Origin of the sequence: Aliidongia dinghuensis, from assembly GCF_014643535.1 — a bacterium.
Taxonomy (GTDB): domain Bacteria; phylum Pseudomonadota; class Alphaproteobacteria; order ATCC43930; family CGMCC-115725; genus Aliidongia; species Aliidongia dinghuensis.
On sequence record NZ_BMJQ01000006.1, the window covers coordinates 127406 to 145580 of the forward strand.

An 18175-nucleotide genomic window follows, 5' to 3' on the forward strand; every position below is an offset into this window, starting at 1 on the left:
GATGAGTCCCAAGATGCTGCGCGGCTCGACAGGTAGTTTCGCCCCCCACGAAAAATCGAGACGGCTCTCTCGCCGGCCGCATCAAATTCGCATGAAATATCGAAGGCGGAATTACCGGCGCCGGCCGACCGCTTTACGCCAATCTCTCAAGAATCACATGGATTTTTCAGGCGGCGCCGTGACTTCGTCCTGCGCTGAACTGCGTACCGCGGAGATCAGGCATGTCACGTTTCGAATACTCCTGCCGTCTTGCCATCGGTCCCTTGCCGATTGCGCACGAACGGCTGCGGGCGCTTCACGCCGGTCTCGCCGCGCTGACGCCGGAGCTGGCGCCGGGCGATTCCTGGCGGTTCGGCCTGATCGCGGCCGACCGGGACCATCTCGCCGGGCAGGTCCTGGCGCTTGAATGCGGCGTCGATCCGACCGAGCATCTCGACCGGTCGATCGGCTGGTTGCTGCTCGCAGCACACGCGCCTGACGCGTCGCCGCATCTGGCGACGCTTGCCGGCTGCCGGCTCGCCGACCGGATCGAGCAGCGGTTCGAGCACGCCGCCCTGCCCGGCGTCGAGCCGGCGCAGGTGCTTCAGGCGATCGACGACTGGCGGTCCTGGACCGGCACTTGGGACGGCGATCTCGCCGCCTAATCGCCTGGTGCCGCCTCGGGGCCCGAGGTGGGATGACCGGCCGGCTGCTTCGCCAGATGGCGCAGCGCCACCAGCGCCGCGGCGAAGCCGGAAGCCGCCCCCACGGCGAGCGCCCAGCGCGGGTCGAACCGGTCGGCGACCCAGCCGACCATAGGGGCGCCCAGCGGCGTGCAGCCGAGCGCGATGGCAAGGCGGATCGCCATCACCCGCCCGCGCATGAACGGCTCGGTCGCGAGCTGCATCAGGCTGTTGGTCGAGTTGGTAAAGGTCAGCGCCGAAACGCCGATCACGACCAGAGCAGCACCGAACAGCCAGGTGGTGGGCGTCAGCGCCGCAAGCGCGCAACCGATGCCGAACACTGCGGCGCTGGTCAGCAGCAGCGGGAAGTGCGGCCGTTCACGCCCGGCGGCCAGCAGGGCGCCCGCGATCGTGCCGACCGCCATGGTCGAGGTCAGCAGCCCGTATTCCCCGGCGCCGACGTGGAACGCCGTGACCGCCATGGCCGAGATGAAGATCTGGAAGTTGAGGCCGAACGTGCCGATCAGGAACAGCATGACCAGGATCGCCTTCAGGTCGGGCCGCTTCCAGACATAGCGGAACCCCTCCGTGAGGCTGCCGCGGCTGCGGGCCGGCCGATCGTGCCGATGCAGATCGGCGATCCTGAGAAAGCCGAGCGAGACGAGCACGGCAACAAAAGAGAGGCCGTTGATAAGGAACGCCCAGCCGGAGCCCAGGCCCGCGATGCACAGACCGGCAATCGCCGGGCCGATCATGCGCCCGGCGTTGAACGAGGTCGAATTCAACGCGACCGCGTTCGACAGGTCGGCATCGCCGACCAGCTCGGCGACGAAGGTCTGGCGCGCCGGGGCATCGAACGCCGACACGCAGCCGAACAGGCAGGCAAACACTGAGACGTGCCACAGTTCGACCCATCCGGCGATGGTGAGAAGACCCAGGCCGAACGCCAGTGCGCCCATGGCTGCCTGGGTCGCGAGCAGCAGCTTGCGCCGATCGAGATGGTCGGCCGCGAAGCCGGTCCAGGGCAGCAGCACGAGCTGGGGCCCGAACTGCAGCGCCATGATCAGGCCGACGGCACTTGCGTTGTTGTGGGTCAGCTGGGTCAGCACCAGCCAGTTCTGGGCGGTCCGCTGCATCCAGGTGCCGATGTTGGACACCAGCGAACCGGCCGCCCAAATCCGGTAGTTGCGGCTGCGGAGCGAACGGAAGGCACCCCTGCCCTTCATGATCGTCATCGGGCGACGAGCCGCTGCAGCAGCCGGAGCGCCTGCGCGAGCTCGTCCTGTTCGCCGGGGGTTAGCTTCGTCCGGATCTCGCGGCCGAGCCAGTCCTCCCGGGCCGCACGGCCGAGCTTGATCCGCTCCTGGCATGCCGCTGTCAGCGACAGGATGGTCTGCCGCCGGTCCTGCGGATCCGGCGCGCCATCGACGAGCCCGGCCGCCTCGAGCACGGCGACCGTGGCACCCATGGATTGCGGGCGCACGCCTTCCGCCCGGGCGAGCGCCGTCACGGTCGCCGGGCCATGGCTCTCCAGGTGACGAATGACGGCGGCCTGGGACCCGGTCAGGTCGCCGAGACTCGCCTGCTCGCGCAGCCGCCGCTTCAGCCGCCCGACGAGGACGCGAAGCTCACTCGCCAAGGCCGGCGCCCGGTCGGTGCCGGCACCGTTCGATTGCTCGTTCATATCGGTCGTTTAGCATATATGAAGGAAAACTACAAAGCTTACCTTCATATCTCATCAACGCTCTGCAGCCACCCCACACCGCATAGAAAATCAAGCATAAATTTGCCGCACAAAATAAAGAATGCGTAAAAATACCTGCGGCATAGAAGCAACACCACAATCGCCATGCACTATATTTACGCATGCCCCAGCAGGCATATATGGAAATTTGATGCGGCGGCATGCTGGATTTCGGGCCTCAGTCAAGCAAGTCGCGCGAGTGATTTTCATGTCTTTATCTAATTGGGGCCGTGCAGTGCCGCTGGCACTGGCACTGGTTCCCGTGTTGTCGTTTGGCCTGTCGCCGATGGGCGCGCGAGCCGATGAGGCGAGCTGCGATCCCTATAAGGACTACAAGTGCCTCGATACTTATCTCGGTGAGGATTTCGGCACGCGCTTCCTTAATTATTACAAGCTCGAATGGGGCCAGGCGGCAGCGCCGAGCGACCCGAGCGCACCACCGTCCCGTCGGGACTATTGGCCGGCGACGCCTCAGTCGACCCCGCCCATGCCGTTCACCGAATGGCCCTACGGCGGCACCACGTCGCTGGGTGTGAACCGGCCCAACTCGGTCGACAGCCCGTTCATGGCGGCGATCAGCAACACCTCGCTCGGCCAGTGGATGCAGGACAATAACATCCAGTTCTACGGCTGGCTCAACGTCGGCGGCAACGTCAGCAGCAACACGGTCCGGCCGGGCGGCAATGCGCCGATCGCCTATGCCTACACGCCGAATACGGTCCAGCTCGACCAGCTCGTGGCCTATCTCGAGCGCACACCCGATACGGTGCAGACCGATCATATCGACTGGGGCTTCCGGGTCTCGGCGATCTACGGCGAGAACTATCGCTACACGACCTCCTACGGGCTCGCGAGCTACCAGCTGCTCAAGGACAACAAGGTCAACGGCTACGACTTCCCGATGCTCTATGCCGAGATGTTCGTGCCGCAGGTTGCCGAGGGGCTGATGCTCCGGGTCGGCCGCTACATCTCGGTGCCCGACATCGAGGCGCAGCTGGCGCCCAACAATTACATGTACACGCATTCGATGATGTACACGTTCGACAATTATACGAACGAGGGCATCCAGGCGACGCTCGCCGTGACGCCGAACCTGTTGCTGCAGGCGGGCTTCAACGTCGGTACGGAATCGACGTTCTGGCACGTCGGCGAGAAGGTGCCTAACCCGTTCCCGAACCCGCTCTATCCCGGCCGCAACTTCCTCAAGGACCCGGGCGCCAAGCCGTCGTTCACCGCCTGCATCCGCTATACCTGGAACAACGGCGACGACACGGTCTACCCGTGCATGGACGGCATCAACAACGGCAGCTGGGGCTATAACAACCTGCAGTGGTATGGCTTCACGTATTATCATAAGTTCAATGACAAGTGGCACCTGTCGTTCGAGACCTACGACATTCACCAGACCGGCGTGCCGAACCTGAACAACCCGATCGTCCAGACCGCGGTCGCCAACGGCGGCACGCCGTTCTCGCCGCAATACACGCCGTTCAACGCGCCCAACCTGGCGAACTGCCACAACCCGAACGCGCTCACCTGCCGGGCCGAGGCCTACGGCGCCGTCGCCTACATCAACTATCAGGCCTCGCCGCTCGACAATATCTCGTTCCGGCCGGAGTTCTATGACGACGCCCAGGGCCAGCGTACCGGCACCAAGGCCCGCTACCTCAACTTCGGCCTGGGCTGGCAGCACTGGCTGTCGCCGCAGATCGAGCTCCGCCCGGAGATCGACTGGGACCGCTCGATCGACGCCAAGGCGTTCAACGGCAACTCGAACGCCGGCATCGCGCCCGACAAGAACTACACGGTGTTGGTCGCGGCCGACGCGATCGTTCACTTCTGACCCAGGATCGTTCACCGGGCCGCTCTAGCAGACGGCGGCCCGGAGGACGAAAGGACGCCTCGGCAGCGGCGTCCGGAAAGGGCCCGGGATCGGACACCGGGCCCTTTCCTCTTTTCTCTACGCCAGTTGATCCTCGCCGCGCTCGGCCAGATGCTGCTTCACGAGCGCTTTCGGCACCTTGCCGTAGCCGGATTTCGGCAGCTCCGGCCAGATGACGATGCGTGCCGGCCGCTTGTAGCGGGCGATCCTGCCGTCGAGGAATGCCAGGATCTCGGCCGCGTCCGCCGCGGCACCGGGGCGCAGCACCAGCACCGCGATGCCGGCCTCGCCCCATTTCGGATGCGGCAATCCCACGACCGCCGCCTCGGCCACGGCCGGGTGGGCGAGCAGCACCTCCTCGATCTCGCGCGGATAGACGTTCGAGCCGCCGGAGATATACATGTCCGACGCCCGGCCGGTGATGGTGAGGAAGCCGCGCGCATCCAGGAAGCCCAGGTCGCCGGTGTGGAACCAGCCGTGGGCGAACGCCTTCTCGTTGGCTGCCGGGTTGTTGAAATAGCCCTTGAACACGGCCGGCCCGCGCACGCAGATCTCGCCGCTCTCCCCGGCAGGCAGGCGCTTGCCGTCAATGTCGAGGATCGCGATCTCCGTGCCCGTGCGCGCGACGCCGCAGCTAGCGATCGGCGCCGGTGACGTCGCATCGTCGAGCGAATGCAGCGTCGGCGCCAGCACGGTGATGTTCCCGGTCACCTCGCCCAGCCCGTAATATTGTACGATAACGGGTCCGAGCTTTTCCAAAGCGCGCTTCTGATCGACCCGGTACATGGGCGAGCCGGCATAGATCACATGGCGCAGCGAGGAATGATCGACCGTATCCACGGCTGGATGGTCGACCAGCATGGTGAGCAGGCTCGGCACCGTGAACATGTTGGTGATCCGATGCCGTTCGACGAGTTCCCAGGCCTCGGCACCGTCGAAGCGCTCGGTCGAGAGCAGCACGCTCTTGGCGCCGCGCGCGACCTGGGCCAGCGCATGGATGCCGGCGCCATGGCTCAAGGGCGCGATCACCAGCGACGCGTGGCTGTCGTCCACCCCCGGCATCAGGTCGGCCAGGTGGTTGGTCACGACGAACGCCATCTGGCCGTGGGTCAGCATCGCCGCCTTGGGCCGGCCGGTCGTGCCCGAGGTGTAGAAGAACCAGAGCGTATCGTCGTAATCGACCTCGGCCGGCTCGGCCTCCGCCGCCTCGAACGGCTCGGCCACAAGCGCCTCGTAAGCGGCCTCACCGGGCCTGGGCGTGCCGATCGCCAGCACGAGGCCGAGGTCCCGCTGTGCTACGCGCGCCGCATCGGCATGGTCCTCGAAGCCGCGGTCGTAGATCATCGCCTTGGCACCGCTCGCCTCGGCCAGGTAGGCCACTTCCGTCGCGGTCAGGCGGAAATTCGTCGGGACCCAGACAGCGCCCAGCTTGAAGGCGACCCACAGGCTCTCGAACATGACGAGGCCGTTGCGGGCATGGATCATCACCCGGTCGCCGGGTGCGATCCCGCGCCGGCGCAGCGCCGCAACCATCGCGTTGGTGCGCCGTTCGAGCTCGGCCCAGGACCAGCTCCGCTCGCCCTGCACGAGGCCGGCGCGCTCCGGCCAGCGCTCCGCGGCCTGGGTCAAGAGCCGGCCAAGATTCATCACTTTGGGCATCTGCGCCCCCTCCCATTCGCTTGCTTGACGGCAGTATGAGCCGTTCAATAGCGGCAAGAAAACCGCTTGAAGGGAGGAAGCCATGCGGCTCGACGGCAAAGTCGCGGTCATCACCGGCGGGGCAAGCGGCATCGGCGCCGCCATCGTGCGCCGCTTCGCGGCCGAGGGCGCCCGCGTCACCATCGCCGACTTGAAGTCCCCGCTCGACCCTCTACCCGGCCTGTTCCACGAGACCGACGTCGGCGACGAGGCCTCGATCCATCGGCTGGTCGATGCGACGGTGACGCTCCACGGCCGGCTCGATCTCGTGGTCAATTCCGCCGGCATCGGCCAGAGCCGGTCGTTCCTCGACACGCCGGCGTCGCTCTTCGACCGTATCCTCGCGATCAACCTGCGCGGCACCTTCCTCATGGGCCAGGCGGCGGCTCGCGCCATGATCGCGGCCGGGCGTGGCGGCGCCATCCTCAACATCGCGTCCGTCTCGGGCCTGCGCGGCAACGTCGGCCGCGCCGCCTATGGCGCCTCCAAGGGCGGCATCGTCGCCTTGACCGAGGTGATGGCGGTCGAGCTGGCGCACCACGGCATCCGCGTCAATGCGCTGGCGCCGGGGCCGATCGAGACGCCGCTGTCCGCTACCATGCATACGGGCGCCGAGCGCGCCGGCTGGACCGAGCGCACGCCGCTCGGCCGCTACGGCACGACCGACGAGGTCGCGGCCGCCGCCACATATCTTGCCGGCGACGAGGCCGGCTTCGTCACCGGCCATGTCCTGGTCATCGACGGCGGCTTCATGGCGGGCGGGCTGCTGCCGTCTTAAGCCGGCATCTTGGGCGGGCGCGCCGGCTGCGCAGAGCCGATCGGGCGCCCGCCTCGGCGCAGCGAGCCGTTGAGCACGGCGGCGGCATTGACGACGGCAAAGGCGACGAGGCCGCCCGCGACCATGACGAAGAGCCGGTGCGGACCGCCGGCGAAGAGGTGGACGACGATGAACCCGCCGCCGGCCGCGACCAGCATGCGCGCGCTGATCGCGACCAGCGGACCCCGCGGCCGGCCGGCGCCAAGGGCGGCGAAATGCAGGATCGTGCCGACGCCGAGGCAGCCGTAGAACGGCGCCACCGCGCGCAGATAGCGCGCGCCGGCCGCGAGCACGGCGGCGTCGTCGCTGAACAGGCCAAGCCAGAGCCGCGGCTTCACGGTGACGAGGAGGCCGATCGCCTCCATGGCGAGGGCTGCGACGAGCGCCCCCAGCCAGGCGATCCGCTCCGCCCGTTGCGTCTCGCCGGCGCCGACATTGATGCCGACCATGGTGACGGTGGCTGATCCCAGCCCGAACAGCGGCGGCACCAGCAGCGCATCGAGCCGGGAGCCGATGCCGTAGCCGGCGAGCAGCAGGCTGCCGAAGCCGCCGGCGAGGCCGGTCACCACGACGGTCGACAGGCTCGATTGCAGGGTCATCACGGTCGAAAGCCCCCCGACCGACAGGATGTCGCCGAAGAGCGCCCGATCGAACCGCAATCGGTCGAACCGTGCTGGCCGGCCCGGCACGAGCCCGCCGTCGCCGAACACCAGCACGGCCAGGAAGCCCAGCGTGCACAACGCGTAGTAGGACAGGAACGCGAGGCCGGCGCCGACCAGGCCCAGGCGCGGAAACGGCCCCAGCCCCTGGATGAGGCACGGCGAGAGCGCCATGGCGACACCCGCCGACAGCAGGATGACGAGCGCCGGCGTCGCCATGTCGCCGCTGCCACGAAGCGCCGAGACGAGCGCGTTCGACCACCAGATGAGCACGATGCCGGCAAAGATCGTATTGGAATAGGCGAGCGCCGCCGCGAGCGTCGGACCGCTGCCGCCGAGCGTGCGATAGAGCGCCGGGCCGGCCAGAAGCCCGAGCAAGCACGAGGCGAGCCCGGCCACGGTCGCGAGCACCAGCCCATGGGCGGTGAGCGCCGCCGCCCGGCCCCGTTCGCCGGCACCGACCGCGCGCGCGACTGCAGACGCGATGCCGCCGCCGAGCCCGCCCGACGCCACCATCTGCATCAGGAGGGCGACCGGGAACACGAGCGCCGCACCGGCGAGCGCATCGGTGCCGAGCACGCCGATGAAGTGAGTCTCGACCAGGTTGATGGACGCCTGGACGCTCAGCACCAGCACCATCGGGGCGGCGAGTGCCAGCAACGTCGGGATGATCGGCCCCCGGCAGAGCCGACTCACCCGCGCCGCACCCGTCGTACCGAGCTGCTTACCCATGCCGAACCTCGCCTGAAAGTTGAGGTCCGGACCACGGTACGCCAGCCCAACCTGGAAGGCCAGGATGGGTTTGGTCAGAGACGGTCGACGTCGACGACCGCCTGGGCGAAAGCCTGCGGTGCCTCCTGTGGCAAATTATGGCCAATGCCGCCCGTGAGGGTCCGGTGCGTGTACTTGCCGGAGAATTTATTGGCATAGGCCGCCGGTTCCGGGTGCGGCGCGCCGTTGGCATCGCCCTCGAGCGTGATCGTCGGCACGGCGATCGGCGGCATGGCGGCGAGCTTCGCTTCCAAGTCGTCATATTTCGGCTCGCCATTGGCGAGGCCGATCCGCCACCGGTAGTTATGGATCGTGATCGCGACATGGTCGGGGTTGTCGAACGCCGTGGCCGAACGCTCGAACGTGGCATCGTCGAAGTGCCATTTCGGCGAGGCGAGCTGCCAGATGAGCTTGGCGAAATCGCGCCGGTACTTGTCATAGCCGAGCTGGCCGCGCTCGGTCGCAAAGTAGAACTGGTACCACCAGGCGAGCTCGGCCTTGGGCGGCAGCGGCTGCTCGTTGGCCTTGACGCTGCCGATGAGATAGCCGCTGACCGAGACCAGGCCCTTCACACGCTCCGGCCAGAGCACGGCCATGATATCCGCCGTGCGCGCGCCCCAGTCGTAGCCGGCGACGATCGCCTTCTCGATCTTGAGCGCATCCATGAGGGCAATGATGTCGGTCGCCAGGGCCGCCTGCTGGCCGTTCCGGACCGTATCGGTCGCGAGGAAGCGCGTCGTGCCGTAGCCGCGCAGATAGGGCACGATCACCCGATAGCCGGCCGCTGCCAGCAGCGGGGCGACGTCGACATAGCTGTGGATGTCGTAGGGCCAGCCGTGCAGCAGAATGACGGCGGGCGCGCCGACGAGGCCGGCCTCGGCATAGCCGATGTTGAGCACGCCGGCATCGATCTGCTTCAGCGGCCCGAACGATGTGTGCGCCCCCGGCTTGACCGCCGGCAGGCGCGTCGGCTTCGCCGTCGCAGTCTCGGCCTCGGCCACGCCGATCAGGCCCAGCTGGGTTGCGGCGAGGGTTGCGGCAGCGGCCCCGAAGAAGCGGCGGCGCGGCAGATTGATCTCTTGAGACATGGGATGGGTCCTTTTTTCGCTTCAGCTGACTGGCGTCTTCCGGGAAGGAGAAGACGGTCGCCGTGTATCTCTCGTGTGTCGCTCGGTGGCGAATTTGAAAGCGGATGTAGAAACCGGCGAGCCGGATACATTCCGGTACAATTCACCCACCGCCGACCTATCCCGCTTCGGCTCTTCGCTCCCCATTCCATTGGCAACCGGGCCGGAGGCGCCCGGTGGCAAGCTCGGGAAAGCGAACATCATGAGCAAAATCGACAAGGTGCTTTACACGGGCAAGACCCACACCACCGGCGACCGGGATGGTGCGGCGCGCGGCACCGAGCCGCCGTTCTCGGCCGCATGAGCGGCAGCCGCCACCCCCATGGCGGACGATCAGAAAACGAAGGATGGATGGAAATGAAAACGATGCCTCGTCTGGCCGCGCTGCTCGGCCTCGTCTTCGTCGCGACGACGCTCGTCGCCTGCAGCACTGTTACGCCCGAGACGACGACGCAGCACTTCGCCTCTCTGGTAAGCCGGCCGGGCCCGATGTGACGGCGGCAGACGATTAAGGCCAATGGGAGGGCGAAAGCGCCTTCCCGCCGGCCACCGCGCCGGTCCCTATGGAAACCATGATGAGCACGAAGACTGGGACGGCCGATGCCGGCGTGGTTGGCGAGATCACACGTGATTGCCTGCTGACCCGCACGCGCCGAATATCGCGCATCATCACCAACATTTATGACCAGGCGCTGCGGCCTTACGGCGTGAATGCGCCGCAATTCTCGCTGCTGGTCCTCATCTCGAAGCTCGGCGGCGCCAGTCGCGCCGAGATCGGGCGCGCCAACTACCAGGAGCGCTCGACCCTGACGCGCAATCTCGCGCTCCTCCTGGCGGAGGGCTGGGTCGAGGAGATGGTTTCCGAAGGAGGCGCCCGGCGCCGCCCCCTCGTCATATCTGACGCCGGCCGGGAACTCCTGATTTCGGCGGCACCGGCGTGGCGATCCGCGCAGGTGACGGCGCGGCAGCTGCTCGGCCGCGAGGGCGCCGCCGCCATCGTCGGCGTGGCCGACAGTATCCCGCTCGAGGAGTAAGCAACCCACCATGTTGTATCTACAACAAACGGCATGGCGGTTTCACACACATCAACCTGAAAGGAACATGCCATGAGCACCATCGTTAAGGCCGCCGCCGTGCAGATCAGCCCCGTACTGTACAACCGGCAGGGCACGGTCGAGAAAGTCGTGAAGAAGATCCGGGAGCTGGGCGAAAAGGGCGTCCAGTTCGCGACTTTCCCCGAGACGCTCGTCCCCTACTATCCCTATTTCTCCTTCGTGCAGACGCCGCTCGAATTGATGACCGGGAAGGAGCACCTGCGTCTGCTCGAAGAGGCGGTTACGGTCCCGTCCGCCGAGACGCACGCCATCGGCGAGGCCGCGAAGGCGGCGAACATGGTCGTCTCGATCGGCGTCAATGAGCGCGACGGCGGGACGATCTACAACACGCAGCTGCTCTTCGACGCGGACGGCACGCTGATCCAGCGTCGCCGGAAGCTCACGCCCACCTTCCACGAGCGCATGATCTGGGGCCAGGGCGACGCCTCGGGCCTGCGCGCCGTCGACAGCGCCGTCGGGCGCATCGGGCAGCTCGCCTGCTGGGAGCATTTCATGCCGCTGGCGCGCTACGCCCTCATCGCCGACGGCGAACAGATTCACTCGGCCATGTATCCCGGATCGGCGTACGGCCAGCCGTTCGCGGACAAGATGGAGGTCAGCATCCGCCAGCACGCGCTCGAGTCCGCCTGCTTCGTGGTCAACGCCACGGCGTGGCTCGATGCCGGTCAACAGGCCCGGATCATGAAGGATACGGGTTGCGCCATTGGGCCGATTTCCGGCGGCTGCTTCACCGCCATTGTTGATCCGCAAGGCCAGATCATCGGCGAGCCGCTCACGGCCGGCGAAGGCGAAGTGATCGCCGATCTCGACTTCGCCGAGATCGACCGGCGCAAGCAAATAATGGATGCACGCGGTCATTACGGCCGCCCCGAACTGCTGAGCCTGCAGATCGATCGGACGCCCGCCCTCATCATCCATGATCGCAGCACGCAGCCGAAGGCTGAGCGCACGGCCGTCGCGGAGGAGCGGGTCGCCGAGGTCGCGTAAGCCTGCGGCCCATCCCCCTTAGTAAGGACGCGGTGCCTCGGCGAGGCACCGCGCGCAGCCGCCCGGCCGGCTGCGCATATCGGTCCCGGTGCCGGCTCGCCGCAAGATTCAGCCGCCCTTGGTTTTGCGGCCGCGCGTGGCCGGTTTTGCCGGCACGCTCTTTCCATACTCGTTCCACCAGGCAGTCAGCGCTTCCATCGTGGGACCAAGCCCGCGCGCCTTTGGTGTGATCTCATACTCGACGCGAGGCGGTACTTCCGCGAACACGGTGCGCGAAACCAGACCATCCGCTTCGAGCTCGCGCAATTGCGCCGTCAGCATGTGCTGGGTGATACCGGGGATTGCCTTTCTCAGCTCCCCGAAGCGGTAGACCCGCTGATTGAGCAGCCACATGATCTCCAGCTTCCATTTGCCGGAGAGCAGCGCGAATGCGCGCCGCATCTCCTCGTGCATGTTGATCTCTTTATCGGCCATGGTCTGGTTTTCCATACTAACAGCAAGTATTTCATCCTACTTGCGAACATTGATCTTAGCCGACATTTTCAATGCGTGCTGCAGGCGCGCAGATTAAAACACGCGCCCAGACCAATCAGCGAAGTTGATAAGAGAGCCGTTGCTGCCGAAACGGCAATCAGGAAGAGCTCATGGCCGCAATCTTCATGTATTGGATCAGCACGGCGCTTTTGTCCCTGCTGTATCTGACCTCCGCCTATATGTACGTAACTAAAGGGGACTGGGTTCGTCAGGTTCTCGCCGGTCTCGGTTACCCCGCCTACCTTGTGCCGGTCATGATCGCCGTGAAAGTTCTAGGCGTGGCGGCGATCCTGTCGCGCTTCAGCCTGGCGCTGAGCGATCTCGCCTATGCCGGCATCTTCTATCACCTGCTGCTGTCCGGTTTGGCGCACCTCGGTGTCCGCAAGCCCCGCGGCGCTCTGCCGGCGATGATCGGTCTCGCATTGCTGGCCGTCTCTTTCGCTACGCAGAACGCCGCTCGCGAAGCCCCGTCGCCCTACGGGCAGGCGGCGATGCTCTGACGCGCCGTGAAACAATCAACACACTATCGAATGGAGGTGAATATGGGTCGCCTTACCGGAAAGGTCGCCATTATCACGGGCGCCGGTCGCGGCATTGGTCGCGCCACCGCAAAGCTGTTCGCGGCGGAAGGGGCGAAAGTCGCCGTCCTTTCGCTCACGCCCGCGAATGTGAACGCGGTCGTCGCGAATATTGAAGCCACTGGCGGCACCGCGCTCGGCGTCGTTTGCGACATCGGCGATGCCGATCAGATCAGGGCGGCGGTGGACAAGGTGGCCACAGCTTATGGCGGGATCGACATCCTTGTGAACAACGCCTTCGATCCGTCCGCGCCTTTCTCGTCCATCATCGATCTCTCGGTGGAGCAGTTGCAGCGCAATTTCGAAATGGGGCCGATCGCCTATCTGCGAATGATGCAGGCCTGTTATCCCTACCTCAAAGCGAGCGGCGAGGGCCGCGTCGTCAACTTCGGCTCGATGGCCGGCGTCATCGGCTTGGTGGGTTATGGCCCCTACAACATGGCAAAGGAGGCGGTGCGCGCCCTTACCCGGACCGCCGCGCGAGAATGGGGTGCCGACAAGATCACCGTGAACAACGTTCTGCCGGTCGCGGACACATGGGGCGCGGCCGCCGATATGCCTCCGCCGACCAACGCACTCGCCCGCTTCGGGTCGCCGGGGGAGGATGTGGCGCCGGTCGTCCTGTTCCTCGCGAGCAAGGATGCGCAGTTTCTGACGGGCTATAGTCTCACCCCCGACGGCGGCTCGATCATCGACAGCGCGCGGTGATTGGCACACACGCGGCGCCTCGTCGAAGCACCGCGTGTGCGCATTTGTCGTTTCTATTTCCTCGGCTGGGGCCCGTTCTCGACAAAGGTCGGGATCGCCCGCAGGTTGGCGACGATCTCGGCGATGTTCGGCCACTGGCCGAGATCGAAGCCGAAGCGCTCGGTGCCGATGGATTGCGGGAACAGGAAGATATCGCCGATCGACGGCCGGTCACCGACGACGAACGGACCGGTCCGGCGGCCGGCGATGAGCGTTTCGATCGCCGTCATCCCTTCCCGGATCCAGTGCCGGTTCCACTCGGCGATGCCGTTCGCGTCCATGCCGGGGATCGTGCTGAGATGAAGCCCGATGCGGGGCGGCAGCAGGGGATGGATCTCGGCCGCGATCGCGAGAGCGACCGAGCGCGAGAACGCCCGGGCCTCGAGGTCCTTGGGCAGGAGCGGCGGCTCGGGCTGAAGCTCGTCCAGGTATTCGATGATCGCCAGCGACTGCGTCAGCAGCACGCCGCTGTCGGTCAAGAGTGCCGGCACCAGGCCCTGCGGATTGACCTCGCGATAGCCGGGTTGCCGGCTTTCGGCATCGGCGCCGAAGATGTTGATCAGCTGCCGCTCGACCTTGAGGCCCTTCAATGCCAGTGCGATGCGTACGCGGGCGGCGGCGGAGGAAACTTCGTTCTCATAGAATTTCATCGTCGATCTCCTTGAGGGGAATTATTGGCAGAGACGGGATGAGACCGCTCATCCAAAAGTGAAGACGAACGCGTCGACGCCGGGGTCGAGGAAGCGGATCTCGAAGGTCCGCTCGCCGACGTCGCCCGCTTGGCGCACGAGCTGATAGAGGCGGGTTTCCGTGACGGTGCCGTTGCCGTCGGCGTCGATGTCGGCGCCATGGCTTTCGCCCGGCGCCGTGCCGTCGATCGTCACCCGGAAACGGACCGGCTTTCCGGTGGCGCCGGGTCCGAGCACGAGATGCAGGTCGCGGGCGCTGAAGCGGAAGGCGATGCCGCCATCCGGCCGATTGAGCGTGGCCCGTTCTGCTCCCACGGTCCAGTTGCCGGTGAGCCCCCATTCGTTGAGGCCGAGCGCCGACACCGTATAGTCGCGCGCCGCATTCGCCCGGGCCCCCTGGGGCGAGGCGAAGTTCGACGCCTTGTCGAAGCCCAGATAGGTCTCACGCGACCGGATGTGGCGGAGATCCGGTGCCGCCTCGGCGCCATGCGCATCCGGCGTCACGGGCTCGCTCGCCGCCGCCAACCCGCCAGCCACCGGCGCGCCGGCCTCGGCCAGCAGCGACTGGATGACCTTTTCGGCCTTGGCGGAGCCGCCTTCACCGAACTGGTGATAGCGGATCTGCCCCTTGGCATCGATGAAGTAGAGCGCCGGCCAGTAGTTGTTCTCGAACGCCTGCCAGATCTTGTAGTCGCTGTCGACCGCGACCGGGTAGTCGATCCGGAAATCGCCGATCGCCTGCTTGATATTGTCGATCTTCCGCTCGAAGGCGAATTCCGGCGTATGGACGCCGATCACCACCAAGCCCTGGTCCTTGTACTTCTCGGCCCAGGCGCGGACGTAGGGGATGGTGCGGATGCAGTTGATGCAGGAATAGGTCCAGAAATCGACCAGTACGACCTTGCCGCGCAGCGCTCCGGGCGAGAGCGGCGCCGAGTTCAGCCAGGCGACCGCGCCGTCGAGCGGCGGCAACTCGCCTTCGACCGGCAGGTCGAGATGGGGCGTCGGGCGCGCGGTCGCCGCGGCCAGGATCATGCGGCCGCCCCGGTCCGTCGCCGGCTGCGGCTTGTCCGGAGCGACACGGTCGATGAGCGCTTGCTCGAGATGCGCCGGGCCGGACGCGGAGAAGCGCGCGATGAGGCCGGTGTCGGCACCGATCGCCGTCGCAGCGACGCCCGCAAGCACGGCAGCTCCCAGGCCACGGCGGAGCCATTCGCCAGGACCAATCGCCCGCTTCATGACCGCAAGGACCCGCCCGCCGATCAGGAGCGCCAGGCCAAGCGAGGTGACCGCCCCCGCTGCATAGGCGAGCAGCAGCAGGCTCGTCCGGGCGTTGGCGCCATGGAGGGCCGCCCCGGTCAGCACCAGGCCGAGGACGGGGCCGGCGCAGGGCGCCCAGACGAGGCCGGTCGCGATGCCGAGCAGCAGGGAGCGCCCGACTGTCGGCGCAGCATCCGTGGGCGCGCCACCCGGTTGGCCGACCCGATCGAGCAGCCCGTTGCCGGACGCGACGAGCGGCCTTGTCAGAACGGCCGCCAGCCGCGGCGAGACCAGGGCCAGGCCGAAGGCGGCGAGCACGCCCAGCGCCACGGACCGGCCGTATTCGTTGGCCTCGACCGCCCAGCCGCCGCCGACGGCCGCCAGCGTCGCGACGGCCGAGAAGGTGAGCGCCATCCCGGCAAGCATCGGCAACGTGCTGCGGGCGAACCCGTGTCCCACGCGCGCGAAGACGAAAGGCAGGACGGGCAGGATGCACGGGCTGAGGATCGTCAGCACACCGCCCAGATAGGCAATGACGAGAAGGGCCATCGGTAGTTCCCTCGAACAGACCCGGTGCGCCGGCGCGCATCGGCCGGCCTCGGCCGGTCGCTGCATCAGGCCCGATGCCTGTATCCCGCATGTGTCCCGTCCCGGGCGAAACTGTAACGAAGCGTCGTAAAGCGGCACCTCTGTACATTCCGGTACAAACTGCCCGGCCGTACCCCCTCGCTATTTTCCGGATAGAGCGTAAATGTCTCGTCCAGCAGCCGGAATGGAAGTGGGCCCGTGGATCACGTCGATCATATCCTCATCGTCGATGACGATCGCGAGATCCGTCAGCTGGTCTCGAATTACCTGAAGAAGAACGGCCTGCGCGCCACGATCGTGGCCGACGGCCGGCAGATGTGGCAATTCATCGAGGCGAACACGGTCGATCTTATCGTGCTCGACGTCATGATGCCGGGCGACGACGGCTTGACGCTCTGCCGCGAGCTCCGCTCGGGCAAGCATCGCGCGACGCCGATCCTGATGCTGACGGCGCGCAACGACGACACGGACCGCATTCTCGGCCTCGAAATGGGCGCCGACGATTATCTGGCGAAGCCCTTCGTCGCCCGCGAGCTGCTCGCCCGGATCAAGGCCGTCTTGCGCCGGACCCGCATGCTGCCGCCCAATCTGCAGGTGACGGAGATGGGCCAGCTGCTGGCGTTCGGCCAATGGCGGCTCGACACGGTCGAGCGCCACCTGCTGACGCCCGACGGCACGGCCGTTGCGCTGAGCGGCGCCGAATATCGGCTGCTGCGCGTGTTCCTCGATCATCCGCAGCGCGTGCTCAATCGCGACCAGCTGCTCAACCTGACCCAGGGCCGCGAGGCGGAGCTGTTCGACCGCTCGATCGACCTGCTCGTGAGCCGGCTGCGCCAGCGGCTCGGCGACGATGCGCGCGAGCCCACCTACATCAAGACGGTGCGCAGCGAAGGCTACGTCTTCTCGATGCCCGTCGAGGTCGCCGAGGCCCGGGCGTGAGCATCGCCTTGACAGCGCCGCGCCTCCGGCTGTGGCCGCGCACCTTGGGATCGCGGCTGTTCCTGATCCTGCTTGCCGGCCTGCTGGTCGCCTACGGCCTGTCCTTCAGCGCGCTTTATCAGGAGCGCATGCAGGCGGCCAAGACCGTGATGCTGGGCACGCTCACTCAGGATGTCGGGACCTCGATCGCCATCCTGGACCGGCTGCCGGCGAACGAGCGCGCCCAGTGGCTCGATCGGCTCGACCGCGGCACCTATCGCTATGTCCTGGGTCCCGGCCGCGCCGGCGTGCCGGAGCTCACGGATCGCGGCGCGCTCATCGCCGCGACCATCCGCAGGGCCGCGGGCCCAGCTATCCCCGTCACGGTCGACGCGGTTCCGGGCGGGGGCGAGCGCCTGCAGGCTCATCTGACCTTGACCGACGGTGCGCCGCTCACGATCGACGTCAAACCCGGGATAATGCCGATCGCGTCCTGGCTGCCGTACGTGCTGGCTGCCCAGCTGGTCCTGCTCGTGCTGTGCAGCTGGTTCGCGGTCCGCCTCGCGATCCGCCCGCTCGTCAATCTCGCGCGCGCCGTCGACACGCTCGACCCGAGCAAGGAGGTGCCGCGGCTCAACGAGAGCGGCCCGGCCGAGGTTCGCTATGCCGCGACCGCGTTCAATTCGATGCGCGACCGCATCGCCCATTACCTCGAGGAACGCGTCCAGATCCTGGCCGCCATCTCGCACGACCTGCAGACGCCGATCACCCGCATGAAGCTGCGCGCCGAGATGGCCGACGACAGCCCGGAGAAGGACAAGCTCGTCCAGGACCTGACGGAGATCGAGCGGCTGGTGCGCGAGGGCGTCACCTATGCCAAGAGCGCCCACGGCAGTGCCGAGAAACCGTCGCGCATCGACGTCGGCTCGTTCGTCGAAAGCCTGGTGTTCGATTACCAGGACACGGGAGCCGCCGTGACGTTCGGCCGCGGCATCGACGCCGCCATGCTCACCCGCCCCCATGCGCTGCGCCGGATCCTGACCAACCTGATCGACAACGCCCTCAAGTTCGGCGGCACTGCCGAGGTCCTGATCGAGCGGATCGACGACAAGGCGATCACCATCAAGGTGCTCGATCGCGGGCCGGGCATTCCGGCGGACCAGCTTCAGGCCGTGCTGCAGCCGTTCTTCCGCCTCGAGCAGTCGCGCAACCGGGGCACCGGCGGCACCGGGCTCGGCCTCGCGATCGCCCACCAGCTGGCGCTCGCGATCGGCGGCTCGCTGACCTTAAGCAACCGGGCGGGCGGCGGGCTCTCGGCCGAGGTTACGCTGCGCTGAACCTAAGTTTCGCCCCCTAAGCTTCGCCTAAGTCTCGTCGCCGATGATCCTGCGCGTCACGC

The 18175-nt window shown here is 66.8% G+C and carries 18 protein-coding genes; 10 read left to right on the top strand and 8 right to left on the bottom strand.

Annotation, left to right across the window (positions count from 1 at the left end; all coding sequences use genetic code 11):
- Positions 1 to 221: 221 nt before the first annotated feature.
- The gene (locus IEY58_RS12900; protein WP_189046314.1) at positions 222 to 644 is read left to right on the top strand and encodes a hypothetical protein; all 423 of its coding nucleotides are present in this window, start codon (positions 222 to 224) and stop codon (positions 642 to 644) included.
- On the opposite strand, the gene IEY58_RS12905 is transcribed toward IEY58_RS12900, so the two are convergent.
- Together IEY58_RS12905 and IEY58_RS12910 are read right to left on the bottom strand one after the other, a co-directional pair.
- Complete coding sequence (locus IEY58_RS12905; RefSeq protein ID WP_407648392.1) at positions 641 to 1897, bottom strand: MFS transporter; 1257 nt, start codon at positions 1895 to 1897, stop codon at positions 641 to 643. The two genes, IEY58_RS12900 and IEY58_RS12905, sit on opposite strands and share 4 nt — an antisense overlap.
- Positions 1894 to 2346: a MarR family winged helix-turn-helix transcriptional regulator gene (locus tag IEY58_RS12910; RefSeq protein WP_189046316.1), complete on the bottom strand. Its 453-nt coding sequence runs from the start codon at positions 2344 to 2346 to the stop codon at positions 1894 to 1896. Before IEY58_RS12910 ends, IEY58_RS12905 begins: the two co-directional genes overlap by 4 nt.
- Before the next feature lie 268 nt (positions 2347 to 2614).
- Between IEY58_RS12910 and IEY58_RS12915 the strand changes: the two genes are divergently transcribed.
- A complete protein-coding gene (locus IEY58_RS12915) occupies positions 2615 to 4249 on the top strand; it encodes an outer membrane beta-barrel protein (RefSeq protein ID WP_229743688.1) in 1635 nt (544 codons plus the stop codon).
- Between the two features lie 117 nt (positions 4250 to 4366).
- On the opposite strand, the gene IEY58_RS12920 is transcribed toward IEY58_RS12915, so the two are convergent.
- Positions 4367 to 5947 carry an acyl-CoA synthetase gene (locus IEY58_RS12920; RefSeq protein WP_189046318.1) on the bottom strand — a complete coding sequence of 527 codons (1581 nt, stop codon included), beginning with the start codon at positions 5945 to 5947 and terminating at the stop codon, positions 4367 to 4369.
- 82 nt (positions 5948 to 6029) lie between these two features.
- Between IEY58_RS12920 and IEY58_RS12925 the strand changes: the two genes are divergently transcribed.
- On the top strand, positions 6030 to 6764 hold the full coding sequence (locus IEY58_RS12925) for an SDR family NAD(P)-dependent oxidoreductase (protein ID WP_189046320.1): 735 nt from the start codon (positions 6030 to 6032) through the stop codon (positions 6762 to 6764).
- Here IEY58_RS12925 and IEY58_RS12930 read toward each other — a convergent pair.
- Together IEY58_RS12930 and IEY58_RS12935 are read right to left on the bottom strand one after the other, a co-directional pair.
- The gene (locus IEY58_RS12930; RefSeq protein ID WP_189046322.1) at positions 6761 to 8194 is read right to left on the bottom strand and encodes an MATE family efflux transporter; all 1434 of its coding nucleotides are present in this window, start codon (positions 8192 to 8194) and stop codon (positions 6761 to 6763) included. The genes IEY58_RS12925 and IEY58_RS12930 overlap by 4 nt on opposite strands.
- A gap of 74 nt (positions 8195 to 8268) precedes the next feature.
- The gene (locus IEY58_RS12935) at positions 8269 to 9321 is read right to left on the bottom strand and encodes an alpha/beta fold hydrolase (RefSeq protein ID WP_189046324.1); all 1053 of its coding nucleotides are present in this window, start codon (positions 9319 to 9321) and stop codon (positions 8269 to 8271) included.
- A gap of 396 nt (positions 9322 to 9717) precedes the next feature.
- On the opposite strand from IEY58_RS12935, the gene IEY58_RS12945 reads away from it, so the two are divergent.
- The 3 genes from IEY58_RS12945 to IEY58_RS12955 all read left to right on the top strand — a co-directional run bounded on the left by IEY58_RS12945 (position 9718) and on the right by IEY58_RS12955 (position 11462).
- Positions 9718 to 9855, top strand: a complete 138-nt coding sequence (locus tag IEY58_RS12945; protein ID WP_189046326.1) for a hypothetical protein — start codon at positions 9718 to 9720, stop codon at positions 9853 to 9855.
- A gap of 80 nt (positions 9856 to 9935) precedes the next feature.
- Positions 9936 to 10394: a MarR family winged helix-turn-helix transcriptional regulator gene (locus IEY58_RS12950; RefSeq protein WP_189046328.1), complete on the top strand. Its 459-nt coding sequence runs from the start codon at positions 9936 to 9938 to the stop codon at positions 10392 to 10394.
- Between the two features lie 72 nt (positions 10395 to 10466).
- Entirely contained in the window at positions 10467 to 11462 is a 996-nt protein-coding gene (locus IEY58_RS12955) for a nitrilase-related carbon-nitrogen hydrolase (RefSeq protein WP_189046330.1), read from the top strand.
- A gap of 108 nt (positions 11463 to 11570) precedes the next feature.
- Here the strand turns inward: IEY58_RS12955 and IEY58_RS12960 are convergent, their stop codons facing one another.
- Positions 11571 to 11936 carry a winged helix-turn-helix transcriptional regulator gene (locus IEY58_RS12960; RefSeq protein WP_229743689.1) on the bottom strand — a complete coding sequence of 122 codons (366 nt, stop codon included), beginning with the start codon at positions 11934 to 11936 and terminating at the stop codon, positions 11571 to 11573.
- 170 nt (positions 11937 to 12106) lie between these two features.
- Here IEY58_RS12960 and IEY58_RS12965 point away from each other — a divergent pair, with 170 nt between their 5' ends.
- Together IEY58_RS12965 and IEY58_RS12970 are read left to right on the top strand one after the other, a co-directional pair.
- A complete protein-coding gene (locus IEY58_RS12965) occupies positions 12107 to 12496 on the top strand; it encodes a DoxX family protein (protein ID WP_189046333.1) in 390 nt (129 codons plus the stop codon).
- A gap of 42 nt (positions 12497 to 12538) precedes the next feature.
- Positions 12539 to 13282 (top strand): SDR family NAD(P)-dependent oxidoreductase, encoded by a 744-nt coding sequence (locus IEY58_RS12970; RefSeq protein ID WP_189046335.1) that lies wholly within the window; start codon positions 12539 to 12541, stop codon positions 13280 to 13282.
- Between the two features lie 53 nt (positions 13283 to 13335).
- Here the strand turns inward: IEY58_RS12970 and maiA are convergent, their stop codons facing one another.
- The gene (maiA, locus tag IEY58_RS12975; RefSeq protein ID WP_189046337.1) at positions 13336 to 13971 is read right to left on the bottom strand and encodes a maleylacetoacetate isomerase; all 636 of its coding nucleotides are present in this window, start codon (positions 13969 to 13971) and stop codon (positions 13336 to 13338) included.
- Between the two features lie 48 nt (positions 13972 to 14019).
- Complete coding sequence (locus tag IEY58_RS12980; RefSeq protein WP_189046339.1) at positions 14020 to 15819, bottom strand: cytochrome c biogenesis protein DipZ; 1800 nt, start codon at positions 15817 to 15819, stop codon at positions 14020 to 14022.
- Between the two features lie 237 nt (positions 15820 to 16056).
- Between IEY58_RS12980 and IEY58_RS12985 the strand changes: the two genes are divergently transcribed.
- Together IEY58_RS12985 and IEY58_RS12990 are read left to right on the top strand one after the other, a co-directional pair.
- Positions 16057 to 16797: a response regulator gene (locus IEY58_RS12985; RefSeq protein WP_189046341.1), complete on the top strand. Its 741-nt coding sequence runs from the start codon at positions 16057 to 16059 to the stop codon at positions 16795 to 16797.
- Entirely contained in the window at positions 16794 to 18113 is a 1320-nt protein-coding gene (locus IEY58_RS12990; RefSeq protein ID WP_229743690.1) for a sensor histidine kinase, read from the top strand. Before IEY58_RS12985 ends, IEY58_RS12990 begins: the two co-directional genes overlap by 4 nt.
- Positions 18114 to 18175: the final 62 nt, after the last annotated feature.

Coding starts and splice junctions, on each gene's coding strand:
- IEY58_RS12960 (WP_229743689.1), bottom strand. CDS start 11,936: ATGGCCGATAAAGAGATCAACATGCACGAGGAGATGCGGCGCGCATTC.
- IEY58_RS12980 (WP_189046339.1), bottom strand. CDS start 15,819: ATGGCCCTTCTCGTCATTGCCTATCTGGGCGGTGTGCTGACGATCCTC.
- IEY58_RS12970 (WP_189046335.1), top strand. CDS start 12,539: ATGGGTCGCCTTACCGGAAAGGTCGCCATTATCACGGGCGCCGGTCGC.
- maiA (WP_189046337.1), bottom strand. CDS start 13,971: ATGAAATTCTATGAGAACGAAGTTTCCTCCGCCGCCGCCCGCGTACGC.
- IEY58_RS12910 (WP_189046316.1), bottom strand. CDS start 2,346: ATGAACGAGCAATCGAACGGTGCCGGCACCGACCGGGCGCCGGCCTTG.
- IEY58_RS12900 (WP_189046314.1), top strand. CDS start 222: ATGTCACGTTTCGAATACTCCTGCCGTCTTGCCATCGGTCCCTTGCCG.
- IEY58_RS12905 (WP_407648392.1), bottom strand. CDS start 1,897: ATGACGATCATGAAGGGCAGGGGTGCCTTCCGTTCGCTCCGCAGCCGC.
- IEY58_RS12930 (WP_189046322.1), bottom strand. CDS start 8,194: ATGGGTAAGCAGCTCGGTACGACGGGTGCGGCGCGGGTGAGTCGGCTC.
- IEY58_RS12945 (WP_189046326.1), top strand. CDS start 9,718: ATGAAAACGATGCCTCGTCTGGCCGCGCTGCTCGGCCTCGTCTTCGTC.
- IEY58_RS12925 (WP_189046320.1), top strand. CDS start 6,030: ATGCGGCTCGACGGCAAAGTCGCGGTCATCACCGGCGGGGCAAGCGGC.
- IEY58_RS12955 (WP_189046330.1), top strand. CDS start 10,467: ATGAGCACCATCGTTAAGGCCGCCGCCGTGCAGATCAGCCCCGTACTG.
- IEY58_RS12950 (WP_189046328.1), top strand. CDS start 9,936: ATGAGCACGAAGACTGGGACGGCCGATGCCGGCGTGGTTGGCGAGATC.
- IEY58_RS12935 (WP_189046324.1), bottom strand. CDS start 9,321: ATGTCTCAAGAGATCAATCTGCCGCGCCGCCGCTTCTTCGGGGCCGCT.
- IEY58_RS12920 (WP_189046318.1), bottom strand. CDS start 5,947: ATGCCCAAAGTGATGAATCTTGGCCGGCTCTTGACCCAGGCCGCGGAG.
- IEY58_RS12915 (WP_229743688.1), top strand. CDS start 2,615: ATGTCTTTATCTAATTGGGGCCGTGCAGTGCCGCTGGCACTGGCACTG.
- IEY58_RS12965 (WP_189046333.1), top strand. CDS start 12,107: ATGGCCGCAATCTTCATGTATTGGATCAGCACGGCGCTTTTGTCCCTG.